The organism is Paenibacillus sp. J22TS3 (assembly GCF_018403205.1).
GTDB classification, from domain to species: domain Bacteria; phylum Bacillota; class Bacilli; order Paenibacillales; family Paenibacillaceae; genus Fontibacillus; species Fontibacillus tuaregi.
The window spans coordinates 823451-850091 of record NZ_BOSF01000002.1; the positions used below are offsets into that span (position 1 = coordinate 823451).

Genomic DNA, 26641 nt, shown 5'->3' on the forward strand with positions numbered 1-26641 from the left:
TTCCGAAGATAACCATACTGCGGAGATTTTCCTAAATAGAGATACATAGGGAGGAATAACAATGAATACAGGAAGTGCAGCGGTTGGTGCCGCACCGATAGAGAATATAAAGCGGCTGCCCATTGTCATTTCGATGATGATCGGGGCATTCCTTGCCCTGCTTAATGAAACGCTGCTCGGGGTAGCATTAACCGAGCTGACGAAGGAACTAAAGGTTCCTTACTCTACAATTCAATGGCTCACCACCGGCTATATGCTGTTAATCGGAATTCTTGTGCCTGTTACGGCGCTGCTTATTCAGTGGTTTACCACTAGACAGATTTTTATCAGTGCGATGGGCTTGTTCCTAGTCGGAACCTTGATCGCGGGCTTGTCACCAAATTTCACCGTTCTGCTGATTGCGCGTCTGGTTCAGGCGCTCGGCACAGGCCTGCTGCTGCCGGTCATGATGAATACGATCTTGACCATCTACCCGCCTGAGAAACGTGGAGCGGCCATGGGAACGATCGGACTGGTCATTATGTTCGCGCCGGCAACCGGTCCAACGCTGGCCGGCCTTATCCTGGATTCGCTTAGCTGGAGATGGCTATTCTTCTCGGTTGTGCCGCTTGCGGTATTTTCGATTATTTTCGCTTTCATTTATCTGCGGAATGTGTCTGAGGTTACACGGCCCAAAGTAGACCTGCTGTCCATTCTGCTCTCTACTATAGGATTCGGAGGCATTGTGTATGGATTCAGCAGTGCGGGAGATCCTGAGATCGGCTGGTCCAGCAGCTTGGTCATCATCTGCCTTGCTGCAGGTTTCATTGGTCTGCTGCTGTTTGTTCTAAGACAGCTGAAGCTGGCAGAACCGGTGCTGGATATCCGTTCCTTTAAATATCCGATGTTCTCGCTGGCCGTCATTCTGATGGTCATCCTGATGATGACCCTGTTCTCCACCTTGACTCTTCTGCCCATGTTTATGATCAGCGGACTTGCGCTGACGGCTTCCACCGTTGGTCTGATTCTCCTACCAGGAGGCATCATTAATGGATTGATGTCACCGATTACGGGGCGTCTGTTCGATAAATTCGGGCCTAGAGCCTTGGTCATCCCAGGGATTGTGATCATGGTGATCACCCTCTGGCTGTTCACCCAAGTCTCTACATCGACAGAGATATATGTGATCATTCTGCTTCATATTGCACTAATGATCGGGCTTTCCATGGTGATTATGCCGGCCCAGACCACAGGGCTTAACCAGCTGCCGCGTCATCTGTATCCGCATGGAACCGCGATTATGAATACGATTCAGCAGGTGGCCGGCGCTGTTGGGACAGCGCTCTTCATCAGCATCATGTCCTCAGGCCAAGCCCGCTATCTCAGCGGAGTGAAAGATCCTACCAATCCGAAGCAGATTGCAGAGGCGATGACCTCAGGAGTACACAGCGCATTTTGGGTTGGGGCGATTCTTACAGTAGCCGCCTTCATTCTGGCCCTGTTCATTCGTCGAAGTGCTATTCCTCAGGAGAAGTAAGAGGGATGCCGGTCCGGTGGAGGGATTGATCCTTCATAGGAGTAAGGGTTACAATATATAGATGTTCTGTTCATATGGATGACATCCATCCATATCATACCTGCATAGAAGGAGAACTATGTATATGCCGCTTCATGAAGAGAGTAGAGGCTCCCTGGAAATCAATGAATTAATTTTGAAGAACGCGAGACAGCTTATCGAACAGCGCGGCGTTGACAAGGTAAGCATGCATCAGATCGCCAAGGCATCAGGGATCGGGCAGGGCACCTTATATAGAAGATATGCAAGCATTGGGGATATCTGCCTTAATCTCATTGAGGAGAAGCTGTGCGTGATCAAGGAGGATATCCGGCGTGGAATCGAGGAGCCTTCCTGGTCCACCGAAGAGCGGATCGGACAGGTCATTTTGAAGTGGGTCCGGTTTGTAGAGGATGCCATGGTCTGGATTGGCGCTCTGGATGAGAGCTGCCACAAGCTGCAGAGAATGGGTTTTGAGTTCTCTGAATCTCATCCGTACGTATTCATCTTTGGAACCTTGAGCCAGCTGTTAAATCAGGCTGCGGCAGCTAACGAGATCGGTCCTTGTGATACCTGTTTTGTGGTGAATGCGTTCTTGTTCTTATTAGAGCCGGATTGTTATATTTACCTTCGGAAATCCCGCGGTTATACACCAGATGAAATTGCGGATAAAGCGTATGATTTATACTTCCGCCCTTTATTCAAGAATGTGAAGCTATCTTAACCCGGTCATATGATAATAAACAAAGAAGAAGCGCCAGGAGCATATCTGGTGCTTCTTTTTTGTTTCCGTTATAGGTTGGAGCGGTGCACCGTCCGGCGGACAAGCACATAATAAAATCCAATTGCGCATACATCCGCTACGGCGATTACAATGCCCATCGGGATCGCGGTATGGCTGCCTCCAATGCCAACCAGAGGCGCGCAGGCGGCGCCCAGCACGAAGGGCAGCAGCCCAAGCAGCGCCGAGGCACTGCCGGCGGAATCGCCCTGTTCCTTCATGGCGAGTGGGAAGCTGGTGGTACCGACGATTCCGACAGAGGCTACAACGAAGAATAGGGGGATCAGCACCGACAGCAGCTGCTGAAGATAAGTAATATCCAGCAGCAGGATGACGGATGCGGCAGCGGCCAGACTGAGGCCACAGACGAGCAGCTTCTCTTCGGAAATTCGTCCGGCCAAACGTCCGGTCAGCTGGCTGGCCGCAATAATGCCGATGCCGTTGACTGCGAAGATGACGCTGTACATTTGCGGCGATACGCCAAATACCTCCTGCATGACAAACGGGGAGCCGGAGATGTAACCAAACATGGCTGCCGAGACGAGGCCTTGGGCAATTGTATATCCCATAAATACCCGGTCTCTGAGCAGTCTGCCGAAGGTGGAGAAGGTCTGGCGAATGCCTCCGGTGGCTCTCCGGTGCTTCGGATGGGTCTCGGGCAGCCCGAAATAGACGGCGATCAGCATGATGACCCCAACCGCAAATAACACGACAAACACCCCTCGCCACGGGAAAATGCGGAGCAGTTGCCCCCCTATTATTGGCGCGAGAATTGGGGCCGCCCCGTTAATTAACATGAGCAGGGAAAAGAACTTGGTAAGCTCTGTCCCTGAATATAAGTCCCTGACAATGGCCCGGGACAGAACAACCCCCGCTGCGCCCGACACCCCTTGAATCAATCTTAGACCGATAAGTACACCAATGCTGGGAGCAAAGACACACAATATGGATGATACAGAATAAACCCCTAAGGAGATCAAGAGAGGGGAACGCCTTCCCTTAATATCGCTAAGCGGTCCAACAACCAGCTGTCCGAGTGCAAGCCCGAGCAGAAATGCGGTTAAGGTCAGCTGGGTCAGAGACGCTGTGGTATGTAAATCTGTCGCGAGCCGCGGCAGTGAAGGCAGATACATATCGATGGATAACGGTCCGAATGCGGATAATGACCCTAAAATTACCGCTGTCCATAACCTTCGGGAACGCGATAGCTGCAGCGAAGGCGCCGGGTTGTTAATTATTGTTTTGTCCATGAGCCCTTCACCTTTCCTTTCTGAAAATAAATTGATACCGGAGTGGTTACAGTTGCCTGAACCAGATCTGATTATTATACAAAGATGAAGAAATGTAAAGGCTATTTATACAATTCACGTTGTTACCAGACGTTCCCCTGTTTAAAAGTATAGGACAGGGTACTGTGTTAGATAGATAAAGGAGGCTGTGTGAGATGAACCCGAAGTGGTGGAAAGAAAGTGTTGTATATCAAATTTATCCGATCAGCTTTAAGGATGCGAGCGGAGATGGTATAGGGGATCTGCGGGGAGTCACATCCAAGCTGGACTACTTGAAGGATCTCGGAGTAGATGTGATCTGGCTGTGCCCCATTTATAAATCACCTAACCACGATAATGGTTATGATATCAGCGACTATTGTGATATTCAGCCGGAATACGGCACGATGGAAGATTTTGACCGGCTCCTGCGTGAGGCTCACAGCCGGGGGATGAAAATTATGATGGACCTGGTTCTTAATCATACTTCGAACGAGCATCCCTGGTTTATTGAATCGAAATCGTCAGAGGATAATCCCAAACGGGATTATTATATTTGGCGCAAAGGAAAGAACGGAGGCCCCCCGAACAACTGGGAGTCCTATTTCAGCGGCTCCGTATGGGAGTATGACTCCACAACCGACAGTTATTATTTGCATTTGTATGCCAAGCAGCAGCCGGATCTGAACTGGGACAATCAGGCTGTTGTGGATGAGCTCCACGATATGATCCATTGGTGGCTGAAGAAAGGGGTGGACGGCTTCAGATTTGATGCGATTGCGCATATTGTGAAGGCCCAAGGCCTGCCTGATGCGGATAACCCGAACCGGCTGCCTACTGTCAGGGCGTATCAATTATTTTCAAATCTGGACAAGGTGCATACGCTGCTTCAGAATCTTCATGACCAGGTGCTGTTTCATTACGACATTATGACGGTTGGAGAAACGTCGGGGTTAGGCCCGCACCAAGCGCTTGACTATGTGGGTGACACCCGGCGCGAGCTGAACATGGTCTTTCAATTTGAACACATGTATTTGGATGCCGAGTCACCCGGCAGCGGCAAATGGAATGTCAAGCCATGGAACTTGCTTGAGCTGAAGAAAGTGATGAGTGAATGGCAGACGGTGCTCCATAATCAGGGCTGGAATGCCAACTATCTGGAGAACCATGATCAGCCCCGCTCGGTCTCCCGGTTCGGCAATGATTTGAACTATCGGGTTGAATCCGCCAAGATGCTTGCGACCTTTCTTCTGACTCTCGAAGGGACGCCTTATATCTTCCAAGGGCAGGAAATTGGCATGACCAACCCGTCGTTTGCCTCTATTGAGGATTACCGGGATGTTGAGACGCTGAATTTCTACCATGACATGCGGGAGAAAGGGATGCCGGAGGAGAGCATTATGAAGGCGATTCGCAAGAAGAGCCGGGATAACGCCCGGACTCCCATGCAGTGGGATAACAGCGAAAATGCCGGTTTCTCCAAGGCTCAACCATGGATTAACGTGAATTCCAATTATATGGAAGTCAACGTGGCAGCTGCCCAGAAGGACCCGGATTCCATTTATAATTACTATAAGGAGCTCATCGCCCTCCGGAAAAAATATAAAGTGATCGTTTACGGAGAGTACAAGCTGCTTCTCCCGCTGGACCCCGAAATCTATGCCTACACCCGGACATGTGAGGATGAGCGTCTCCTGGTGATTCTCAATTTCTTCGATAAGCAGCCGGTTTTTGAATGGCCGAAGGAGATCAGCCCAGAGGGTGCCAAGCTGCTTATTTCAAATTACAAACCCTCTTCTAATGAGAACGTGAATAAGCTCACTTTGCGTCCTTATGAGTCAAGGGTATATTTATTAGACAGCTAACCTTACTTGCGCGGCGGATATTTCCAAATATGACATCCAAGGAGATACCTGCTGTTCTGGTTTTTTTGTTCCCCAGGGAGCGGTGTGATAACATGAAATAAGCTAGTGAATCTGGAAATTGAGGTGATCGTCGTATGAAAAGAATCCTGGATTGCCGGGCCTCCGACTTCCGCCAAATGAACCGGGAACAGTTGAAGCAGTCCATTCTCGCAACGGAAGGAAGAACGATTATTTCCGAGAATGTGGTAACCTTGTCCCTGCTTCCGGAAATATCAAATGCGGAGCTGTCCAAAGCTTTTGGGGCGGATATGGTCCTGCTTAATCTGTTCGATGTGTTCCATCCGCAGGTGAAAGGTGTGGTGCCCGGTAACTCCTTCCATCCGGATGCGGATGTTGAGGCGGGTCCTGATGAGGACATTGTGGGGAAGCTTAAATCGATGACCGGCCTACCCATCGGTGTGAATCTGGAGCCAGTGGACGACAAAGCGGACGCGGTGGAATCCCTCTTCGAGCTGCCGGAGGGAAGAAGAGCTACCGCCAAATCTCTGGCGAAGGCTAAGGATCTGGGCTTTGACTTCATCTGCCTCACTGGGAACCCGAAGACAGGGGTTACGAATACACAGATTGAAGGAGCTATCCGGCTGGCTAAGGAACATTTCGGCGGTCTGATCATCGCGGGTAAAATGCATGGTGCGGGGACGAAGGGAAGGGTAACGGACCTGGATGCTTCGCTCCGTTTTGTAGAAGCCGGGGCAGACGTCATCCTGCTGCCTGCTCCGGGTACCGTTCCCGGACTTCGTGAGAAGGAGCTTGCGAAGATCATCACCGCTGTCAAAGACAAAGGTGCTCTAACACTGGCCGCGATCGGAACCAGCCAGGAGGGCGCGGATGAGGCGACCATCCGGGAGATTGCGCTTAGCGCCAAGCGGGCCGGGGCGGATATTTTCCATATCGGGGACGCGGGCTTTGGAGGAATTGCTGTTCCAGAGAACATCCAGGCTCTATCGATTGCCATCCGCGGCCGTCGTCATACCTACATTCGGATGGCTGCATCGCCATTGAGATAGGAGGGGATTTCCATGATCGTGGGCGTAGTATCTGATACACACATGCCAAGATCGGCCAAGCGGCTTCCTTCCGCATTAATCGAAGCCTTCCGGGGAGCGGATCTCATCCTTCATCTTGGGGACTGGGTCACGATGGATGTGTATGAACAGCTTGCCGCCCTGGCGCCTGTTGAAGGCATTGCGGGCAATAATGATCCTGAGGAGATTATCGGGCGTTTTGGCCACCGTAAAATCCTCAGCTTGGGCCCATACCGAATCGGTCTGGTGCACGGGCATACTCCCTATACGGGGCGGACCACGCAAGAGCGGGCCTGGTTATCCTTTAAGGGAGATCAGGTGGATGCCATCCTATTCGGTCATTCCCACCAGCCCTACTTGAAGGAAGAGAATGGGGTCTTGTTATTCAATCCCGGTTCGGCTGCGGATAAACGGAGGGAGCCCCGTTATTCAGTGGGTATTCTTAAGATTAGTGAGAGCGGAATAGAAGCCGATCATATCTTTTATGATTCAAAAGAATAGACACCCCATTCAACACAAAAAACCTGGTTATGCAGGCTTTTTGTGTTGAATACGATACGAACCTACGCCGGGTTAATCCCCGTCACTCACCGTTGTCCGGTTCCGGCCGTCTAATTTAGACTGATAGAGCGCCCGGTCCGCTTGCCGGATCAGCTCATGAGCATCCAGCGCATGGTCTGGGAAAGTTGCAATCCCGGCTGAGATGGTAATGGCCTCGCCGGTTGGACTTACCGTTGCGGCAAGGATCTTCCTGACCCGTTCCGCTGTTCTTAACGCATGGGACGTCTCCTCATGCTTCACCAGAATTGCGAATTCTTCTCCTCCGTAGCGGAATACGTGACTATCTTCCCCGCTTACCTCCTCCATGAGCCTTGAGAGGAATCTAAGCACTTCATCTCCGATCAAATGGCCGTAAGTATCATTCACTTGCTTGAAATGGTCAATGTCCAGCAGCACTAAAGAGTAGGGTACATGTTTGTTGATCCACTTATCCATGACTTTGTCAAAGGCTTTGCGGTTAGAAAGACCGGTTAGCCCGTCAATGTGCACCTCATCGCGTAGCTGATTCATATCTTCATTAAGGTTCTGGAAAGCAATTCTAACACTGCGGTATAACAGACGGACTTCATAATAGCTGGACCTGATTTCTGGAAGTTCCCTGCTCTTATCCAGATTAATGGTCGCTTCTTCCGAATAGTTGGCCAGCATATGCAGGGGCTTGGCAATCCGGCTTGCCATCCACCAGCCTACGAGCAGTATGGGGATGAGGAAGATCATAGATTGGGACAGCATCCTGCGGATCAGATCGGACAGCGGCCCGTCAATGACAGAGACCGGGGTCTGAGCTACGATCCCCCATGAGCTGATAGGGTCGAATGCATAACCCGCGAAGAAATCATGCTGCTTGGAATTGGTTACTCTTTCGGAACCATAATTTCCTTTCAGGACTTTTTGAACAACATGATTCTTGCTGACGGCTTGCCCCACACGGTTCTTGTCCGGGTGAAAAATGATATGACCGGTCTTCTCCACAACAAATACATAAGAACCGTTTCCGAAGAAATGCTCTTCAAGAAGGGTGTTCAGCACATTCTTCTCCTCAAGATAGATCGTTCCGCCAACAAAACCCTTATATACGCCTTTGGAATTAAAGATAGGCGCCGACACCAGAATAATATAACGCCCTGATTTGCTTAGGTAAGGTTCTGAAATGAAGGGAGCCTTAGCCTTTATCGCACGCTTGCTCACCTCGGATGTCAGTTTATCCCCTTGGTGAACCCCGGATGTGTTGGGGCTCGTGGCCTGAATCACTCGATCCTCATTTGCTATAAAGATCGAGTTGAAATACTGGCGGTTCTCCTGGAACAAATCATCCAGAAGAGCCGAGTTGGAATAAGAGCCGCGTTTAAGAATGGCGGTTATGGCAATCAGGTTCTGCCTCATGGTCGTTAGCAGATTGCCTGTATTGGCTGCAAGTTTTCTTGCGTATTGATCATTATTCTGCAGATAGCTTGAGATTAAGGAGGAACGATTCACCTGAATGGCCGAGATAATTTCAATGATCATAGTAAGCACTACCGCTGAAATTACAAGCACACTGATGCTGAAGCGAAGAGTAATCCCCTTTTTACTTAGAAATTTCAAAATTAAATCCCGCCTGTAATCATATTCTTAAGCATAAAAAGTGTCACTTTTTGACGATGATAATTCATTATACATGATCTTAGCACCGTGCAGGCAGATAGTTCGACGAATGAATCAAAGGTAATTTGAAAAGCTGAAGAAGCTCAAAAACGGTTGGATAGAACAGGAGTTTGAATTTACCTGGAATGTTTAAATATAAGTTTGTAACTACAGCACATTGCTGCTTCATTAGAGACAGGAGGAATGGGAGTGACCTACGACTGTATTATTGTCGGAGGAGGAATAGCGGGTCTTCAAGCCGCTATTCAGCTGGGGCGGTATTCCGCCTACAGTATCCTTGTCATAGACGCGGGCGGCGGACGGTCGAGCCTGTGCTTAAGTTATCATAATATTATTGGATGGCCGGAGGGAATATCGGGAGCCGAGCTGCGCCAGCGAGGCCGTGCTCAAGCAGCCCTCGCTGGGGTTAAATTTACGAAGGATACCATTACAGAAGCGAACAAGACGGGGGGCTTGTTCTGCCTTAAGGGACAAGAGGGAGCGGCTTATGAGGCGCGTACGCTCCTGCTGGCAACAGGGCTGATGGACCGTTTCCCTGATCTTCCGGGACTTGTACCGACGCTGGGCAAATCTGTATACGTATGCCCGGATTGCGACGGCTTTGAAATACAGAATACCAGCACGGTGACGATGGGCTCCGGAGACAGCGGGGCGAACATGGCTCTGCTGTTATCGGAACGCGCCCGGACGATGGTCTATATCAACCACGAACGGGTTCCGGTAAAATCTGAGCTGCTGGCAGCCATGAGGCATAAAGGTATTAAGTATATAGAGTCACCTATTTACCGGGTGCTTGAGGAGGAAGGAAGGATTCAGGGGGTGCTGCTGGAGAATAAGGATCTGGTCCCAGCGGAACGGGGATTTATTTCATTTGGTGGTAACCATGTTCATTCTGAATTGGCTGAATCACTTGGCGCTGATCTCTACCATAACCGTCATGTAGAGGCAGACCCCCGCACACGAATGACCCGGGTTGACCATTTGTGGGTGGCCGGTGATCTTGGTGTTCATGCCGAGCAGGTCACGGTAGCTATGGGAGATGGGGTCATGGCAGCTATCTCAATTAATAAATCGCTCAGGGAAATGAAATCATGAATCATTCTGCTGGGCTTTTTGGTAATTTTTGAAACATATTTGCCATCTCTACGTTTAAGAAATTGGATAACGAACATAGGGAGGCTGTGTTAATGAAAAAATTGCTACTGGTGCTCCTGACCGCCATGGTCATTGGAGGATGCTCTGGCAAGAACAGCGGCAGCGTGACGGATTCCGCACAGCAAAGCAATCAGAGTACCCAACAGGACAATAACCTACAAACAGATCAAACCAGTAATACAGAAGCGGCAAACCACACAGATCCTAGGGAGGAGAACAAACAAACCAGCAGCGCTTATATCTCCAAAGATACATCCGAAACTCCGACCGTCATAAGCCTGGACGAAAGCTCAGGGAAGATCAGGTTGGCATCGAGTTCCAAAGAACAAAGGAAGACATCCCAGGCCAGGAAAGCCCCAGCAGCTCAATTTTTAGACACAAGTAAGCTGCCAGACACATACAGCTTTGCCGACAAAACCGGCAAATATCTGATCCTCTATTCAAATACTACAGATACGAAGATGGACAGAGCCATTGGGGATGGCGGTAAAGTACTGACTATTAAATATGTGAGGAAGCAGGACTCGAATAGCAAAAATGATGGCAGGGAATGGGCGAAGAACTTCGATAATATGGCTGGTGTTATCTATCAGGTTGTAGGAGGCAAAGCGGTTCCAAACGACACCTATTATTTGGTGAACAGCAAAAAGGTGAATGTGAAAGCAGTTCTTCCGGTTACGAATGAGATTAAGGCGAAAGTGGAGCCTTCAGTCAAGATGAAGCTGGAGAAGCTGAAGTCCTTGAAGCTAAAGAATATTTGGGAGATAGCCCATTTTGGGAAGGGCAATAAGGTTTACGTGGCCGAGTTCAAGAAAAAAGGCAATAAAGTGACCGCCTCGATCATTCTTAAGACCGCTTCAAAGCTGGTCACTAAAGACTACGTAGCCGATTATGATCCAATAACAACATGGAGAGTCGATGATGGTGGGGAAATTGTGCCGGAGAGCTTCTCTTTGCTGTTCTCGGCAGTGACCAAGCAAGGTTATCTTATTGGAGTGAAATGGGCAGGGGCAGAGGGGGAGACTACTGATCTCCTGAACCAGACCTCCACAGAGCTCAAAGAAATTGAGCAGCAGACGAATGGCAGATATATGGTGCCATAAATGAATAATTCGAAGTAAACCCAATGACTGGATACGATTTAGTATCCGGTCCTTTTTTTTGAGACCTGTCTGTCTGGTGCTGTATAATTGTGGAAAATGGAATGGGGGGTTTCTTATGGATTTAAGATGGCTTGAGTGGGCGAAGCAGATCCAGGCAATCAGTCAAAATGGATTGGCCTATTCCAAAGATATTTACGATCTGGAGCGGTTTGAACAATTAAGAGAGTTAAGCATTGAGATTTTAAATGAATATTCAGACGTAGAGCCAGCCTTAATCAGGGAGCTGTTCGCATCTGAAACCGGGTATGCAACGCCCAAGGTGGATATCCGTGGGGTCATCGTGAAAGAAGATCAGGTGCTATTAGTGCGCGAGAAGGCCGATGGGGGCTGGGCTCTGCCGGGAGGCTGGGCGGATATTGGTCTATCCCCGAAGGAAATCGTTGTTAAGGAAGTGGAAGAAGAGGCGGGACTGAAGGTTGCCCCAGTCCGGCTGCTTGGTGTACTGGATAAGAAATTTCATCACCATCCCCCTTCACCGTACCATGTCTACAAAATATTTATATTATGTGAGGCGGTTAGTGGGGAAGCAGCACCAGGAATCGAAACGTCGGAAGTGGGTTACTTTGCGGAGGACCAGCTTCCAGAGCTGTCACTCGAGAGAAACACACCGGAGCAAATCAGATGCTTGCTTCAAATGGTAAGAAACCAAGAGACCGAGTCTTTATTGGACTAGAGCTTAAATCGGGTACGTCGTTAAATTTACTTGTTCATACAAAGGCGGGCCCCATAATTTGTGAGTATAACCAGCTATTTAAGCTCTATTAGGTACCTAGCTGGATTATCAGAAGCGGATCTTGTTTATATATATCTTGAATAGGAGTACTTACTCGCCCCCGAGCTAAGTGATTCCGGTAAGGTTAATCTGTTCTATTGTTTGTGAGGCGGATTAACCTTTTATTTATATTAATCTTCTGAAAGAGGCCTAAGAAACGGCTCCAGGAGCATATTCATATTCTTATAACCCGTGCCGGAAGTCTGGACCGGCCCCGGATTGTAGAGGAGGCTATTGTATGAACAAGAAAGAAGTGGTTGCCATGCTTCTGGCCGGCGGGCAGGGCAAAAGACTCAAAGGGCTCACCAAGACCCTGGCGAAACCTGCTGTCTATTTCGGCGGAACATACAGAATTATTGATTTCCCTCTAAGTAATTGTTCGAACTCAGGCATTGATACGGTGGGTGTACTTACCCAGTATGAGCCATTAGTGCTTCACTCGTATATTGGGGTGGGCAGTGATTGGGATATGGAACGAAAAGACGGCGGCGTATTTGTTCTTCCTCCCCATGAACGTGAAGATGGCAGCAGTTGGTATAGAGGCACCGCAGATGCTATTTTCCGGAATCTGAAATTTATTGAACAGTACAATCCCGAGCACGTGCTGATTCTGTCCGGTGATCATATTTATAAGATGGACTATGACGCCATGCTGGAGTACCACAAGGCAAAGAATGCGGACTGCACCATTTCGGTGATCAACGTCACCACGGAGGAAGCCAGCAGGTTCGGTATTTTGAATACAAACGAAGATCTGAGCATTTATGAATTTGAGGAGAAACCGAAGCACCCGAAGAGCACGCTTGCATCCATGGGAATATACTTATTCAAATGGGATGTGCTGAAGAAGCATCTCTACGAGGATGAACGGAATCCGGAATCCTCCTTTGATTTTGGCAAAGATATCATTCCGCTGATGTTAAGTAACGGCAAGGTTCTCTATGCTTATCCTTTTGAAGGCTACTGGAGAGATGTCGGTACCGTACAAAGCTTATGGCAGAGCAATATGGATCTCTTGTCTGATGAGCCTCCTCTTGATCTGAACGATCCCTCTTGGCGAATTTATACCCGAAGCCCGAACCAGCCCGCCCAGTATATTGCACCGGAGGCCGAGGTCTCCAATAGTATGATCAATGAAGGATGTGTTGTACACGGCTTGGTGGACCATTCGGTTCTGTTCTACGGGGTGGAGGTCGGAACGGGCAGTGTGATCACGGACTCCGTCATTATGCCTAATGTGAAGATCGGGAACAACGTCCGGATACACAAGGCGATTATTAACGAGAATCTGGTTATCCCGGAGGGTACTGTTCTTGAGCCGAACCCCAAAGATTCCGATGAGATTCTGTTGATTACGAGCGAAGAATTAGGCACAGCCGGTTTAGCAGACGACCAAGAAACTCCAATCCCGATAAATCATTTATAATAAAGGCGGTGTTCTAGGCATGTCAGAATTAATGGGCGTTATCAATCTTGATCATGAGCTGGATCTATTAAACGAGCTGACGTATTTCCGCTGCGGCGCCGCAGTTCCATTTGCCGGAAGATACCGTCTAATTGATTTCGTGCTGTCGAATATGGTGAATGCGGAAATGCAGGATATCGCCGTATTTGTCCGGCGCAAATACCGTTCCCTGATGGACCACTTGGGTGAAGGCAGACCTTGGGGATTGGACCGCAAGAGAGGTGGCCTGTTCGTTCTGCCTCCAGACTGGAATGATGCCTCCGATACCTCCCACGGAGACTTGCAGCATATACGCAACAATATGGATTTCTTCAAGCGGGGTAAGGCGAAGTACATTCTGCACTCAGGAAGTCAGCATATAAGCAAGGTGGATTTCTGCGATGCCTATGATTATCACCGCAAGATGGGGGCAGATGTGACGCTGATTTATACAAGGGTAGATCAGCTTGAGCCGGAGCACGATCCGTGTCTGAGACTTGAAGTGGATGATCAAGGCTACGTAACCAATATACATCACGAGAAAGACCATCCTAACGTGTATATGGAAATGTTCATTATGGAGAAGCAGTTTTTTCTCGAGCAGGTCAGATACTGCATCGCCCATGGAGACAGCTATTTCTTCAGGGATGCGATTCAGCGTAACCATAAGCAGCTTAAGATCGCTGCTTACGAGTATAAGGGCTATCATGCGGTAATTAACTCGGTCGAAAGCTACTATAAGAACAGTATTGAGCTTCTGTGCCCGGAAAATTACACAAGTCTATTCAAAGAACGGCCTGTAAATACGAAAATAAAATATGAGGCACCTACAAAATATCTCGACAACGCGGCTGTTAACAATTCGCTGGTCGCTAACGGATGCGTCATTGAGGGAACTGTGGAGAACAGCATTCTCTTTAGAGGGGTTAAGGTGCACAAGGGTGCGAGAATTACTAACTCCATTGTGATGCAGAAGTGTGAGATTGGCGAGAACGCCGTGATCGAGAACGTGATTCTGGATAAGGACGTGAATCTTCCACCTGACCGTATGCTGGTCGGAGATGTGAGGAGACCGTTTGTTATAGCCAAGAGCAGCACACTTTAATTACTTACAGAGTGCCCGACAGGAGGATTTATTTTGTTCACCGATAAGGAAAGCTTTAAGCAGGTATTCAGTGACAGTCTAATTGGAGAATTGGGGACACCACTTGAAGAAGCGACGAGCTCCGACGTATATAAGGTACTTAGCGGATTAATCCGTGAGTATGCAGGCAAGGATTGGGCGGCAACGAACCGTCAATATAAGCAGCGGGGAGAGAAGCAGGTTTACTATTTTTCCATGGAGTTTCTAATTGGACGCCTCTTGGGAAACAATCTGCTGAACCTTGGAATTCTGGACATCGTCCGTGATGGCCTTCAGGAGCTGGGCTGGAGTCTTGAAGAAATTGAGGAGCAGGAAGCCGACGCCGGGCTGGGGAACGGGGGGCTGGGCCGTCTGGCCGCCTGCTTCATGGATTCCTTGGCTTCGCTGCAATATGCGGGTCATGGATGCGGCATTCGTTACAAATACGGATTGTTCGAACAGAAGATCATTGATGGGGAGCAGGTGGAGCTTCCGGATTATTGGCTGCAGAAAGGAAACGAATGGGAAGTCAGACGCGCGGACAAGACTGTTGAAGTCCGTTTCTGGGGCAAGGTGGAAGCGCGTGAAGAGAACGGCCGGTGGATATTCGAGACACACGATTACGAATCTGTACTGGCAGTACCTTACGACGTGCCTGTGATCGGGGCCGGACACCATCATGTTAATACACTGCGGCTCTGGAGTGCGGAGTCTGCCATGCTCGGCAGCAGCAGGGGAATGGCTTCCAAGCACTATGATTATTATAAATTTCTGAACTATAACCGCTCAGTTGAACAAATCTCGGAATTCCTGTACCCGGATGACTCCCAGTATGAAGGCAAGCTGCTTAGATTGAAGCAGCAGTATTTTCTTTGCTCGGCTGGACTTCAGAGTATACTGAGAACCTTTGAGAAGCTCGGTCTTCCTTACGATCGGCTGCCTGAGAAAGTGTCCCTGCATATTAATGACACACATCCCACGCTGATTATTCCGGAGCTGATGCGCATCTTGGTGGATCAGAAAGGCTATGGCTGGGAACAGGCATGGGATATTACCGTGCGGACGGTATCGTATACGAACCATACGACGCTGAGCGAAGCTCTGGAGAAGTGGCCAACAACCATGGTCAGAGAACTGCTGCCCCGTATCTATATGATTATTGAAGAAATCAACCGGCGTTTCTGCCTGATGCTGCATGAACAGAATCCGGACGATCAGGAACGGATTGACCGTCTAGCCATTATTAGTGGAGACCAGGTCAGAATGGCCCATCTTGCCATCGCGGGAAGCCATAGTGTGAATGGGGTTGCGGCTCTTCATACCGACATCCTGAAGAAAAGGGAAATGAGGTTATTCTATGAGCTGTTTCCAGACCGGTTCAATAATAAAACGAACGGAATTACACATCGCCGCTGGCTGATGCATGCGAATCCGGGACTTGCTGAGCTGGTTACGGAGTCTGTTGGCAGCAGGTGGATTAGGGAGCCGCGTGAGCTGATCCAAATCGAGAAATACCGGGATGACTCCGGCTTCCAGGATAGAATCCACCTGATCAAGCATCAGAATAAGCTTAAGCTGGCGGCATATATTGAAGAGAAAAACGGAATTCGCGTGGACCCGAATTCGATCTTCGATGTTCAAGTGAAACGTCTGCATGGTTACAAGAGGCAGCTGATGAATATTTTTCATATTATGCACTTATATAATCAGCTTAAACAGAACCCGAACTGCGATCTGGTTCCACGAACATTTATATTTGGGGCCAAAGCCGCACCAAGTTATTATCTGGCCAAGCGGATCATCAAGCTGATTAATACGGTGGCCGATACCGTTAACCGGGACCCTGATGTTCGAGATAAGCTGAAGGTGGTATTCTTGGAGAATTATTCGGTATCCTTGGCCGAGAAGATTATTCCGGCGGCAGATATCAGTGAACAGATCTCCACCGCTTCCAAGGAAGCATCCGGTACAGGGAATATGAAGTTTATGATGAACGGGGCTGTAACGATTGGCACGCTGGACGGAGCCAATGTGGAGATGTATGAGATGCTTGGGGATGAGAATATGTTCATCTTTGGCCTCCATTCGGATCAAGTGCTCAATTATTATCAGTATGGTGGGTATGACGCCAGAGGCATCTATTTGAGTGATGAGCGTATTCACAGGATATTGGACCAACTGGTGGATGAAGGTCCTTTCTGCACATCACCAAGAGAATTTGAGACCTTGTATGATTCTATTCTGAATCATAATGATGAATACTTTGTGCTTAAGGATTTCGCCCCTTATGCCGATGCTCACCAGAGAATAGATGCTGCTTACAGGAACCCGAGGGAGTGGCTCAGCAAATCAATTATGAATATTGCCCACTCCGGCAAATTCTCCAGCGATTGTACGATAGAACAGTACGCGTCAGAAATCTGGAGAATCGATCCGGTTCACGAGCTGTCCATGAACTAATTCATTATATTTATAGAAAGGGGCTGTCCCTAAAGTCATTTTACTTAGGGAGGCCCCTTTGTCTGTCCTAAGGACGCTGCGGAACGAAGATTTCCTCCAATCGCTGTTGTCCCCGAATATCCTGAACTCCTTCTTAAAGGAAGATATATCGGGGACAAAGGCGACCGCTACCGCTTTTCCAGAAATGCTTCGTTCTCTCCGCTGCTTCGTGCGTCCCCAATAGAAACACAAAAAGAAACCGTTAAGTCATCATTTACGTCTATACATAGCGGATTGCTCCTCTCGGCAGATTGCCAAAGCCGTTCGTGAAAGGTCATGTCATGTAGTTCGCCCGCAGACAACGAGCGGATTTTCTGCCCTTGACCACTTTCGTTTCTGAGCGGGTGTACGACACCCTCGAGACGGTCTTTACCCCCGCTTGCAAAAGTGCGGACTGGTATATAATAGGGTAAGGTACCAATTCGGAAAAGAAAGGTTGGATGGAACATGAGCTATACAAATACGTTCATTTATATAGCGGAAGACTGTCCGGTTGAAACAAGTGTAGTTCCGGTCTCAGGCAGGGCGAAGAAGACGGCTTATGAGATTGAGTACGAGCTTTTGTCAAAAAATCCTTATAAGTTCACTGAAGAGGACTTGCTCTACGAAATTCATATCCGTCATAAAGAGCTGCCTGAAGATTATGTAAGCAGTCATGCGGATGAAATTCGTGCTGAGCTGTTCAAGAAGCCGCATGCGTGCCTAAGAGCCTCCCAGCTGCCGAAGAAATACGGGTGGGGTATCCACTATGATGAGCAGGGCAGGATTGCAATATATGGAATGGAGACAGAGCAATACCGTGAGTTCACCCAGCCAGGGGAAGGCAAGCCGTCCCTGCTTCCAGCTATGCGATCCAAGCGGGCCAAATGACTGGGCAGGACAGGGGACTGACCGAACTTGTTAGGCAAACGGCTCGGCTGCTGCATCAGCCAGTATTCTCCGCTGCTTCCATTTGCGAAGAAGCACGCCATGCCGAGGGGAGAAGAGAAGGGCTATTACAAACAGGAGCCCAGCGGTGGTGATCATGCTTCCAGCAATGGACGCATCCAGAAACTGGGCCGTATAATAGCCGGCAGCCGAGCTTATACACCCAATGACCACACTGTAGATCATCATTCGTCCGAGCCTGTCGGTCAGAAGATAAGCCGTTGCAGGTGGAACAACAAGCATGCCGACGACAAGTATGGCGCCCACGCTTTCAAAGGAGGCCACAGTGGTGACGGAGACCAGGCTCATTAGAAGGTAGTGGAACAGCGCCACGGGAATGCCAACCGCCGCAGCAAATGCCGGATCAAAAGATGTAAGCTTGAACTGTTTATAGAAGATACCAATGATGGCTACACTTAACAGCAGGGCAAGCCCAATTCCCCAGACCGCTTTCGGACCGATGTCCAAACTGCCAATTTGCAGCGTATTCCACGGAACATAAGCAATTTCCCCATAAAGCACACAGTCTAAATCCAGATCAATATCCCTTGTGTAGACGCTGACCAATATAATGCCGATGGCGAAGAGTGCTGTGAACACAACTCCGATGGAGGCATCCGACTGCAGTCCGCTTTGGTGGATAAGCTGGATCAGCAGGACGGTGACCAGACCTATGCCTGCGGCCCCCAGCAGCATGAACAACGAATCTCTCGAACCGCTGACCAGAAATGCAATTACAATCCCAGGCAGCACAGAGTGACTGATCGCATCCCCGACCATGGCCATTTTACGAAGAACCAGGAAGCAGCCCACAATCCCACACGCACTGGCTACGAGCGCGCCTGTAACAATAATCCATAAATCGCTCATAGGGCTTTCTCCTTCCGCTCCAGCTCGTACCCTGCTGTGGACGCAAGCTGTTGGGTGTATCTTCGTTTGGCGGTTCTGCGGATAAGCAGCTTTGATATAAGTCCTCTTCCCGGCGCAAAACCTAAGGAGACTAGGAACACCGCAGTAGAAGCAAGCACCGTTAACGGACCTGTAGGCAGGTTGCTGCCATTAGCACTGATGAAGGTGCCTGCCAAACCGCTGAGTGCCCCGAATAGACCTGCGAGTACCACCATAACACCGAGCTTCTCGGTCCAATACCTTGCCGATACGGCAGGGGTTATCAGAAGAGCAGCCATTAATACGATGCCAACGGCCTGAATGCCGACCACTACCACAACGACCATAAGGAACATCATGAGCTGGTCCAGGAAGGCCACCGGGTAACCTAGTCCACGGGCAAACCCCGGATCGAAGCTGAGCAGCTTAAATTCCTTGTACAGTAGGGAGCATATCCCGGCAAGCAGAACGGAAGTTACTGTCATAACCATAACATCATCCCCGACCATGGAGGCTGCCTGACCGAACAGGAATTTATCTAGTCCGCTCTGATTGCTGTTCCCGCTGTGTTGAATATGGGTCAGGAGGACCGTGCCTAAACCAAAGAATACCGAGAGTACGATGGCGAGTGCGCTATCCTGCTTAATCCGCGTATGTCTGGTAATGTATCCGATACCGAAGGTAGCGATGAAGCCTGCGGCTGCCGCACCAATCAGGAATAACCCTATGGACTTGGAGCCGCTCAGCATGAAGGCGATGCAGACCCCCGGCAGTGCGGCGTGGGCCAGGGCATCCCCCATAAGCGATTGTTTGCGCAGGTAGGAGAAGCTGCCTATGATTCCGCTGCTGAACCCGAGCAGCATACATCCGAGGAGAATCCACCTGGCATTTGGGTCTAGAAAAATAATGAACCAATCGGGCACCTTGTTCATCCTCCTTGCTTCTTAAGTTTGGTTAATTAATTCGCCATGCGGGTCCCGCTCAAGAATGGCCAATCGCCCACCATAAGTCCGCTGCAGATTGTCAGCGGTAAATGTGCTGTCCACAGATCCAGAGGCGACAAGCTGCACATTCAGCAGAACAACCCAATCGAAATATTCCTTTACCGTGTTCAGGTCATGGTGAACCACAAGCACGGTCTTGCCCTGTTGCTTAAGTTCATTTAGCAGGGTGATGATCGCTTTCTCCGTGGCGGCATCCACCCCGACAAAAGGCTCATCCATAAAATACAGGCTGGCATCCTGGGCCAGAGCCCGTGCCAGAAATACCCGCTGCTGCTGACCACCGGACAGCTGGCTGATCTGCCGGCCGGCATAATCGGACATGCCGACCTTGGCCAGGCACTCCATGGCCATCCGCCGTTCCTGCCCACCTGGACGCCGGAACCAGCCTAAATGCCCGTACCGGCCCATCATGACCACATCCAGCGCGCTTGTGGGAAAGTCCCAGTCAATCGATTCCCGTTGGGGAACGTATCCTATAATCTTGCGCTGCTGAACATAGGGCTTCCCATAGATGGTCACGTCTCCCGACAGGCGGGGAATGAGACCCAGCACAGCTTTGATCAACGTGGATTTACCTGCCCCATTCGGACCGATAATTCCGATCAGGCTGCCTTCAGGTGCGGTGAAGCTGATGTCCCGGAGCACCGGTTTCTTCTGATAAGCAGCCGACAGGCCGCGAATTTCAAGCGGACTATGATTCATTGTTGGAACCCTCCTTACGATAAAAGAAAACTATTTTAATGCGCTGACCATGGTCTCCACATTATGTCTGATCATGCCAATATACGTTCCTTCCGGGGTACCTTCTTTACCCATGGCGTCGGAGAACAATTCTCCGCCGATCTTAATCTCATGGCCCTTTTCCTTGGCCCCTTGAATTACAGCATCAATCGCCTTGCGGGGCACGCTGGATTCGATGAACACAGCTTTAATTTTGTTCTCCACCAGGTAGTCCCTTAGGTCGGTTACATCTTTGGTACCGGCTTCGGATGCGGTGCTGATTCCTTGAAGCCCCATCACTTTAAGATGATAGGCATCTCCGAAATAACCGAATGCGTCATGAGCCGTTACCAAGACCCGGCTTGACTCAGGAATGGTGCTGATTTTCGCAGCGACTTCCTTGTGGAGCGTTTCAAGTTCTTTTATATAGCGGTCAGCGTTCTTTTTGTAATCCTCTGCATGGGTCTGATCCTTCTGAACCAGCGTGTCCCGCACCGTACCAGCCGCTTTCATCCATAGGCTGACATCAAACCAGATGTGGGGATCATACTCGGTGTTCATGAGCGCGCCTGATCGGAGCAGTGACCGGTCAATAGGATCAGACACGGCCACTGTGGTTTTCTTCTTTGCCATGTTTTCAAAGATTTCAACCATTTTCCCTTCCAGATGAAGTCCGTTGTATAGAATGATGTCAGCCTGATCAAGCTTGCGGATATCGCCTTGGGAAGCCTTGTAGAGATGCGGGTCCACGCCAGCGGACATTAGGCCGGTAACCTGCACATGCGGGCCACCAATCTCCTTCGCAAGATCCGCTATCATGCCGGTGGTGGCGGTGATCTTCAGCTTCCCGGTATCCGGCGAAGAGGAAGCTGAGTCCTTGCCGCAGCCTGAGACAAGAGCAGATAGACTGATCAGCAGCGCCAGGGCTATGAGTTTGGGCCTGGCAGATCTCTTTTGGCGTGGGGGAGTAGATTTGTTCATTTGTTCTTCATCTCCTTTGGATTTAAAGTAACTAGATAGACAGGCATGTTTCCTATCCGCATATATTTTTCCTTAAGGAAACATTAAGAGCAAAAAAACACGTATGTATTTCGTTACAACCACAATATTAGCATACAGCAATAATTATGCGTGTACAACAAAATTTTTCCCTAGGGCAAAAAACAGATTTCCTGCAATCCCCATATCACACACGGTTTGCGCTCTTTACCATCCACAATATCAAGGTATAATAATTCTATTGAACGAGGCTTCTTTCAAAATAACCTTACCGGAGGCGCACCATGTCTACAGCTTCATATTCAATAGAAGATGCTCAATTAAGCGATCTCGAACGGATCGTGGAAATCTATAATTCAACGGTTGCAGGCAGGCAGGTTACCGCGGATCTGGACCCGGTCACCGTGGAAAGCCGGATTCCGTGGTTCCATGAGCATTCTCCGGATTTTCGGCCGCTTTGGGTGCTTCGCATTCATGGGGAGGTTGCGGCCTGGCTCAGCTTTCAATCCTTTTATGGCCGGCCGGCCTATAACGGGACAGCAGAAATCAGTATTTATATTGCTGAAGAATACCGGGGTCAGGGAATCGGTAAAGTCCTGATTCAGAAGGCGATTGAGGAATCTCCAAAGTTGTCCTTATCAAATCTTGTCGGATTTGTTTTTGCTCATAATAAGCCGAGCCTGGCTCTCTTGGAGAAGTTCGGATTCGATCAGTGGGGATATTTACCTGAGGTGGCGAACTTGGACGGCGTTCTGAGGGATCTGGTCATCGTCGGCAGGAAGATTTAAAAGCTTTAAGAGAGAGCGAGAGCAGCCGTTCAGTCCTGAATAGGCTGCTCTTTAATTCGGTCAGCAATCGTAACCGCAGTATTCTACCCTTCTCTTGACCACATAATGATGGATAGGAACCGGTACAAGGTGAATGCGCTCAACCACTTCAATCTCATGAAGTACCGGTACGGGTTTGCGCTGATACACATCTTCATAGATCACCTTACGGTCTCCTGCGATCGGTTTTGGACCTTGGCAGTTGGAAGGTTGCAATGCCATTGTTAAACAACTCCTCTCCCTGGGATAATACACATCATATTATCCATAAGTCCAATTTGTATGGACGTTTGTAAGGGTTATCCCAGATAAATTGTTGACTATGAGAATCATTATCAATAAAATGAACTGTAGACTTTATAAGCTGCCAGCGTTGTGCACGAGAGCAAGTTCTTGCATACGCTAAAAGGAATGATAGAATTGTCAATTTCAGCAAAAGATTCGGCTTTATCTGAGCTGCAGAAGAACAGCCGGCCTTGGATCGCAGGCATGGTTCTGCTCGGAGGACTGGCTGCTCTTGCGGTGTTAACCTTTGTGTCGATCGCAACCGGATCAGTACATATTCCACTGGAGACCGTCTGGCAGGCGGTCACCCATTTCAACCCGGAATCGCAGCTTCATCAGGTCGTCCGGGAACTGAGGATTCCGCGGGCAATGACAGGAATCCTGGTTGGGGCTTCATTAGCTGTGGCAGGCGCCTTAATGCAGGGAATGACCCGTAACCCGCTAGCCGATTCCGGACTTTTGGGGCTTAATGCGGGCGCCGGCTTTGCGGTTGCCCTAATTTTTGCCTTTGTTCCAACCCTGCATTCGGCAGGGATTTTATTCTGTTCTTTTGCCGGGGCAGCTGCCGCTGCTGGAATGGTGTATGGGATCGGAGCGATGGCAAAAGGGGGATTAACCCCATTCCGCCTGACTATGGCAGGGGCAGCTGTCAGCGCGTTGTTTGTCGCCTTAAGCACAGGCATTGCTGTATATTTCAATATTGGGCTGGAGCTTTCTTTCTGGTATGCGGGGGGACTTGGGGGAGTGAAATGGACCCAGCTTGACATGATGTATCCATGGTCCATTGCAGCTCTGATCGCTGCGCTGCTTCTTTCACGCCAGATCACACTCCTGAATCTGGGAGATGAAGTCGCCTCAGGGCTTGGCCTGCGGACAGGGTGGGTGAGGGCGGCGGCCCTGCTCATCGTGATGGTTCTGGCCGGAGCCAGCGTTGCCGTAGCGGGCATGATCGCTTTCGTCGGTTTGGTGGTTCCCCATGTAGCCAGAGGTCTTGTGGGAGTGGACTATCGATGGATCATTCCTTGCTCGGCTGTACTTGGCAGCCTTCTTGTGATCACCGCTGATATTGTGGGCCAGTGGATAAATCCCGCTTATGAGACTCCGCTTGGTGCTGTGATCGCCCTCATCGGCGTCCCTTTCTTCTTCTATTATATCCGGCGGACAGGGAGGGGATTGTGATGAAGAAGGTTGTGCTGTCTCAGGGAGAGAAGAACAGGCATACCCGCGCCATATGGGTGATGGCTGTTTTTGCGATATTAATTGCGGTGATGTTTCTGATCAGTATGAATTTAGGCCAGATCCGGCTTACGCCAACGGAAGTATTTCGTACTGTAGCCGGGCAGGGAACGGCCAAGCAGGAATTGATTCTGTTTGAGTTCCGGCTGCCGGAAATTATTATCTCCATTCTGGTGGGAGCCGGACTTGCACTTTCCGGCTGCCTGCTTCAAGGGGTTACAGGGAATGCCTTGGCAGAACCAGGGATACTTGGGATCAACTCCGGAGCCGGATTAGCTGTACTCGTTTTTGTTTATTTTTATCCCGAGGAGCTGCTCGGTTCTGTCTATCTGATGCCGGTCCTGGCACTTGCGGGTGCTGCGGCTGCGGCCGTGCTCATCTATTCTCTTGCCTATAAAAAGGGGCAGGGGATGTCCGCCATGCGTCTTGTCCTTGGCGGAATCGGCACGGCTGCCGGAATCAACGCCCTTACGCTGGTACTGTCACTGCGCTTAGATCCGCAGAGCCACCAGTTGATTTACACCTGGCTGGCCGGGAGCATCCGGGGCACAGATTGGACCTATGTCGCAGCGTTCCTGCCTTGGCTCATAATTCTTATCCCTTATGCGTTATATCAGGCCAGGGTGCTCAACATTCTGACGTTGGGCGATTCTTCTGCCATAGGACTCGGTACCTCTGTGAACCGGGCACGCTTTCGGATTATGGCGCTTGCGGTTGCCCTTGCAGGAGCTTGTGTTGCGGTGGGAGGCGCCATCTCGTTTGTAGGGTTAATATGCCCGCATCTGGCCCGGCGGCTGGTTGGTCCCAAGCATCAGCTGCTCATTCCCGCATCCATGCTGTGTGGAGCCCTGCTTATGCTTGTGGCCGACGCCGTGACCCGATGGATCGCCGGCTCCGCGTCTTTACCGGTAGGTGTCGTCGTTGCGGTTATCGGTGCACCTTATTTTCTGTATTTGCTGGCCAAATCAAGATCATAGACAGTCCAATTTTCCAGGAAAAGAGTGGTGGAATTGCTCCGTCGATTTTTCAGCTATTACAGGCCTTACAAGGGTCTGTTTCTTATTGATTTCTGTTCAGCCATTGTGGCGGCTCTTCTGGAGCTGGGCTTTCCTATCGCAGTCAATTACGTGGTGGACAAGCTTCTTCCCAAAGGGGACTGGTCTCTCATCATCATGGCTTGCAGTGCACTCCTGGTTATATATGTTCTAAATTCGTGGCTCCAGTTTGTGGTGACCTATTGGGGACATAAGCTGGGGATCAACATTGAGACCGATATGCGCAAAAAGCTGTTTGAGCATCTTCAGAAGCTGAGCTTCCGCTTCTTCGACAATCATAAGACCGGCCATCTGCTGTCACGTTTCACGAATGATTTGTTCGAGATTGGGGAGGTTGCCCACCATGGCCCAGAGGATCTGGTTATCGCCATCATGACTTTGGTTGGAGCATTCCTGCTTATGCTGTCGATCAATTGGAAGCTGGCTGTGCTCACGTTTATCATCGTTCCAGTGATCCTCTGGCTGGCGCTATACTTCAACCGGAAGATGACCAGTGCTTTCCGCAGAATGTATACGGATATTGCTGATTTTAATGCCCGTTTGGAGGACAATGTGGGCGGAATCCGCGTTGTTCAAGCCTTTTCGAACGAACAGCATGAGAAAGAGCTTTTTGCCGTTAATAATCAGAGATTTCGTCTAACCAAGATTTTGTCTTACAAAATCATGGCTTTTAACACATCCCTCAGTTATATGCTGATGCGGCTGGTATCGCTGTTTGTGATGATTTGCGGTGCCTGGTTTGTTATTCGCCATGAGCTGACTTACGGTGAGTTTATTGGATTCCTGCTGCTGTCCAACGTGTTCTTCCGGCCAATCGAGAAGATTAATGCGGTGATTGAGACCTATCCCAAGGGAATTGCCGGTTTCAAACGGTTCATCGAGATTATGGATACTGAACCGGATGTCCAGGATTCACCGGGAGCACGGGAGGTCAGCCATCTTAGAGGGGATATCGTCTACAAGGACGTTGTTTTCGGATATGAGGATAAGGAACCAGTGCTTAATAAAGTTAGCCTTTCAATCCGAACTGGGGAGACTGTAGCTTTCGTAGGCCCTTCGGGTGCCGGCAAAACAACGCTCTGCAGCCTGCTGCCCAGATTCTACGAAGTTCAAGGAGGCTCAATATCCATTGATGGCACAGACATCAGGGATATGACCCTCTCATCCTTGCGCAGACAAATTGGAATTGTTCAGCAGGATGTGTTCCTGTTCTCCGGCTCCATCCGGGAGAATATTCAATATGGGCGGCTTGGTGCCTCTGAAGAGGAGATATGGAGAGCGGCAAGGCACGCACGTCTGGATGATTTCATCCGGTCTCAGCCAGACGGCATGGATACGGTTATCGGAGAGCGGGGAGTTAAGCTGTCTGGAGGACAGAAGCAGCGGTTGTCCATTGCCAGAATGTTCTTGAAGAACCCGCCAATACTTATCTTGGATGAAGCAACATCCGCTCTGGACACGGAGACGGAGGCGGCTATTCAGCAATCCCTGTCCGAGCTGTCTGCTGGACGGACCACACTTGTTATTGCGCACAGGCTCGCTACGATTAAGAATGCGGATCGTATTGTAGTGGTGACGGAGTCAGGTATATCGGAACAAGGGGCTCATGAGGATCTGGTTGCCGCCGGGGGAATATACAGCAGACTGCATCAGGCGCAGTTTGGATCATAGCAGAAACGATATGGGGCTGACGGAACATTATTATGGACCGGGCAGCCCCTTTGTATTATGTTTAAGATGTGATTTGCTTGATTTTTAATATATGAGCGGTTGGGCTGGAAGTGGCCCGAGATGCAACTTAACTTG

The 26641-nt window shown here is 49.7% G+C and carries 23 protein-coding genes; 16 read left to right on the top strand and 7 right to left on the bottom strand.

What is annotated here, in order from left to right; genetic code table 11:
* Nucleotides 1-61: 61 nt before the first annotated feature.
* Nucleotides 62-1516 (top strand): MDR family MFS transporter, encoded by a 1455-nt coding sequence (locus tag KJS63_RS09675; RefSeq protein ID WP_213618891.1) that lies wholly within the window; start codon nt 62-64, stop codon nt 1514-1516.
* 124 nt (nt 1517-1640) lie between these two features.
* On the top strand, nt 1641-2258 hold the full coding sequence (locus KJS63_RS09680) for a TetR/AcrR family transcriptional regulator (protein ID WP_213618892.1): 618 nt from the start codon (nt 1641-1643) through the stop codon (nt 2256-2258).
* A gap of 68 nt (nt 2259-2326) precedes the next feature.
* On the opposite strand, the gene KJS63_RS09685 is transcribed toward KJS63_RS09680, so the two are convergent.
* Nucleotides 2327-3565, bottom strand: a complete 1239-nt coding sequence (locus KJS63_RS09685) for a multidrug effflux MFS transporter (RefSeq protein WP_213618893.1) — start codon at nt 3563-3565, stop codon at nt 2327-2329.
* A gap of 194 nt (nt 3566-3759) precedes the next feature.
* Between KJS63_RS09685 and KJS63_RS09690 the strand changes: the two genes are divergently transcribed.
* The 3 genes from KJS63_RS09690 to KJS63_RS09700 all read left to right on the top strand — a co-directional run bounded on the left by KJS63_RS09690 (nt 3760) and on the right by KJS63_RS09700 (nt 7034).
* Entirely contained in the window at nt 3760-5448 is a 1689-nt protein-coding gene (locus tag KJS63_RS09690; RefSeq protein ID WP_213618894.1) for a glycoside hydrolase family 13 protein, read from the top strand.
* A 134-nt stretch (nt 5449-5582) separates the two neighbouring features.
* The gene (locus tag KJS63_RS09695; RefSeq protein WP_213618895.1) at nt 5583-6515 is read left to right on the top strand and encodes a DUF7916 family protein; all 933 of its coding nucleotides are present in this window, start codon (nt 5583-5585) and stop codon (nt 6513-6515) included.
* 12 nt (nt 6516-6527) lie between these two features.
* Nucleotides 6528-7034, top strand: a complete 507-nt coding sequence (locus KJS63_RS09700; RefSeq protein ID WP_213618896.1) for a metallophosphoesterase family protein — start codon at nt 6528-6530, stop codon at nt 7032-7034.
* A gap of 72 nt (nt 7035-7106) precedes the next feature.
* On the opposite strand, the gene KJS63_RS09705 is transcribed toward KJS63_RS09700, so the two are convergent.
* Nucleotides 7107-8678 (bottom strand): sensor domain-containing diguanylate cyclase, encoded by a 1572-nt coding sequence (locus KJS63_RS09705; protein ID WP_213618897.1) that lies wholly within the window; start codon nt 8676-8678, stop codon nt 7107-7109.
* 249 nt (nt 8679-8927) lie between these two features.
* On the opposite strand from KJS63_RS09705, the gene KJS63_RS09710 reads away from it, so the two are divergent.
* The 7 genes from KJS63_RS09710 (at nt 8928) to KJS63_RS09740 (ending at nt 17764) form a co-directional block, all read left to right on the top strand.
* On the top strand, nt 8928-9833 hold the full coding sequence (locus KJS63_RS09710; protein ID WP_244862552.1) for an NAD(P)/FAD-dependent oxidoreductase: 906 nt from the start codon (nt 8928-8930) through the stop codon (nt 9831-9833).
* A 92-nt stretch (nt 9834-9925) separates the two neighbouring features.
* The gene (locus KJS63_RS09715) at nt 9926-10996 is read left to right on the top strand and encodes a putative periplasmic lipoprotein (RefSeq protein ID WP_068618928.1); all 1071 of its coding nucleotides are present in this window, start codon (nt 9926-9928) and stop codon (nt 10994-10996) included.
* A gap of 115 nt (nt 10997-11111) precedes the next feature.
* On the top strand, nt 11112-11729 hold the full coding sequence (locus KJS63_RS09720) for an NUDIX hydrolase (RefSeq protein WP_213618899.1): 618 nt from the start codon (nt 11112-11114) through the stop codon (nt 11727-11729).
* Between the two features lie 337 nt (nt 11730-12066).
* The gene (locus tag KJS63_RS09725; RefSeq protein ID WP_213618900.1) at nt 12067-13254 is read left to right on the top strand and encodes a glucose-1-phosphate adenylyltransferase; all 1188 of its coding nucleotides are present in this window, start codon (nt 12067-12069) and stop codon (nt 13252-13254) included.
* 19 nt (nt 13255-13273) lie between these two features.
* Nucleotides 13274-14377 (top strand): glucose-1-phosphate adenylyltransferase subunit GlgD, encoded by a 1104-nt coding sequence (glgD, locus tag KJS63_RS09730; protein WP_213618901.1) that lies wholly within the window; start codon nt 13274-13276, stop codon nt 14375-14377.
* Between the two features lie 33 nt (nt 14378-14410).
* On the top strand, nt 14411-16855 hold the full coding sequence (locus KJS63_RS09735) for a glycogen/starch/alpha-glucan phosphorylase (protein WP_213618902.1): 2445 nt from the start codon (nt 14411-14413) through the stop codon (nt 16853-16855).
* Between the two features lie 486 nt (nt 16856-17341).
* Entirely contained in the window at nt 17342-17764 is a 423-nt protein-coding gene (locus tag KJS63_RS09740) for a DUF6157 family protein (RefSeq protein ID WP_068618919.1), read from the top strand.
* A gap of 30 nt (nt 17765-17794) precedes the next feature.
* On the opposite strand, the gene KJS63_RS09745 is transcribed toward KJS63_RS09740, so the two are convergent.
* The 4 genes from KJS63_RS09745 to KJS63_RS09760 all read right to left on the bottom strand — a co-directional run bounded on the left by KJS63_RS09745 (nt 17795) and on the right by KJS63_RS09760 (nt 21414).
* Complete coding sequence (locus tag KJS63_RS09745) at nt 17795-18691, bottom strand: metal ABC transporter permease (protein WP_213618903.1); 897 nt, start codon at nt 18689-18691, stop codon at nt 17795-17797.
* Entirely contained in the window at nt 18688-19572 is an 885-nt protein-coding gene (locus KJS63_RS09750; protein WP_374706277.1) for a metal ABC transporter permease, read from the bottom strand. Before KJS63_RS09750 ends, KJS63_RS09745 begins: the two co-directional genes overlap by 4 nt.
* Nucleotides 19573-19653: 81 nt before the next feature.
* A complete protein-coding gene (locus KJS63_RS09755; RefSeq protein WP_213618905.1) occupies nt 19654-20415 on the bottom strand; it encodes a metal ABC transporter ATP-binding protein in 762 nt (253 codons plus the stop codon).
* A 30-nt stretch (nt 20416-20445) separates the two neighbouring features.
* Nucleotides 20446-21414 (bottom strand): metal ABC transporter solute-binding protein, Zn/Mn family, encoded by a 969-nt coding sequence (locus KJS63_RS09760; protein ID WP_213618906.1) that lies wholly within the window; start codon nt 21412-21414, stop codon nt 20446-20448.
* A 302-nt stretch (nt 21415-21716) separates the two neighbouring features.
* Between KJS63_RS09760 and KJS63_RS09765 the strand changes: the two genes are divergently transcribed.
* Nucleotides 21717-22220: a GNAT family N-acetyltransferase gene (locus tag KJS63_RS09765; protein WP_213618907.1), complete on the top strand. Its 504-nt coding sequence runs from the start codon at nt 21717-21719 to the stop codon at nt 22218-22220.
* 60 nt (nt 22221-22280) lie between these two features.
* On the opposite strand, the gene KJS63_RS09770 is transcribed toward KJS63_RS09765, so the two are convergent.
* Complete coding sequence (locus tag KJS63_RS09770; protein WP_213618908.1) at nt 22281-22481, bottom strand: hypothetical protein; 201 nt, start codon at nt 22479-22481, stop codon at nt 22281-22283.
* 189 nt (nt 22482-22670) lie between these two features.
* On the opposite strand from KJS63_RS09770, the gene KJS63_RS09775 reads away from it, so the two are divergent.
* Genes KJS63_RS09775 through KJS63_RS09785 form a run of 3 tightly spaced genes read left to right on the top strand, consistent with a single transcriptional unit; the run spans nt 22671 to nt 26506 of the window.
* A complete protein-coding gene (locus KJS63_RS09775) occupies nt 22671-23723 on the top strand; it encodes a FecCD family ABC transporter permease (protein WP_213618964.1) in 1053 nt (350 codons plus the stop codon).
* Entirely contained in the window at nt 23723-24757 is a 1035-nt protein-coding gene (locus KJS63_RS09780; RefSeq protein ID WP_213618909.1) for a FecCD family ABC transporter permease, read from the top strand. The genes KJS63_RS09775 and KJS63_RS09780 overlap by 1 nt, the downstream gene beginning before the upstream one ends.
* 33 nt (nt 24758-24790) lie before the next feature.
* Nucleotides 24791-26506, top strand: coding sequence for an ABC transporter ATP-binding protein (locus KJS63_RS09785; protein WP_213618910.1), 1716 nt, complete (start codon nt 24791-24793; stop codon nt 26504-26506).
* Nucleotides 26507-26641 lie beyond the last annotated feature (135 nt).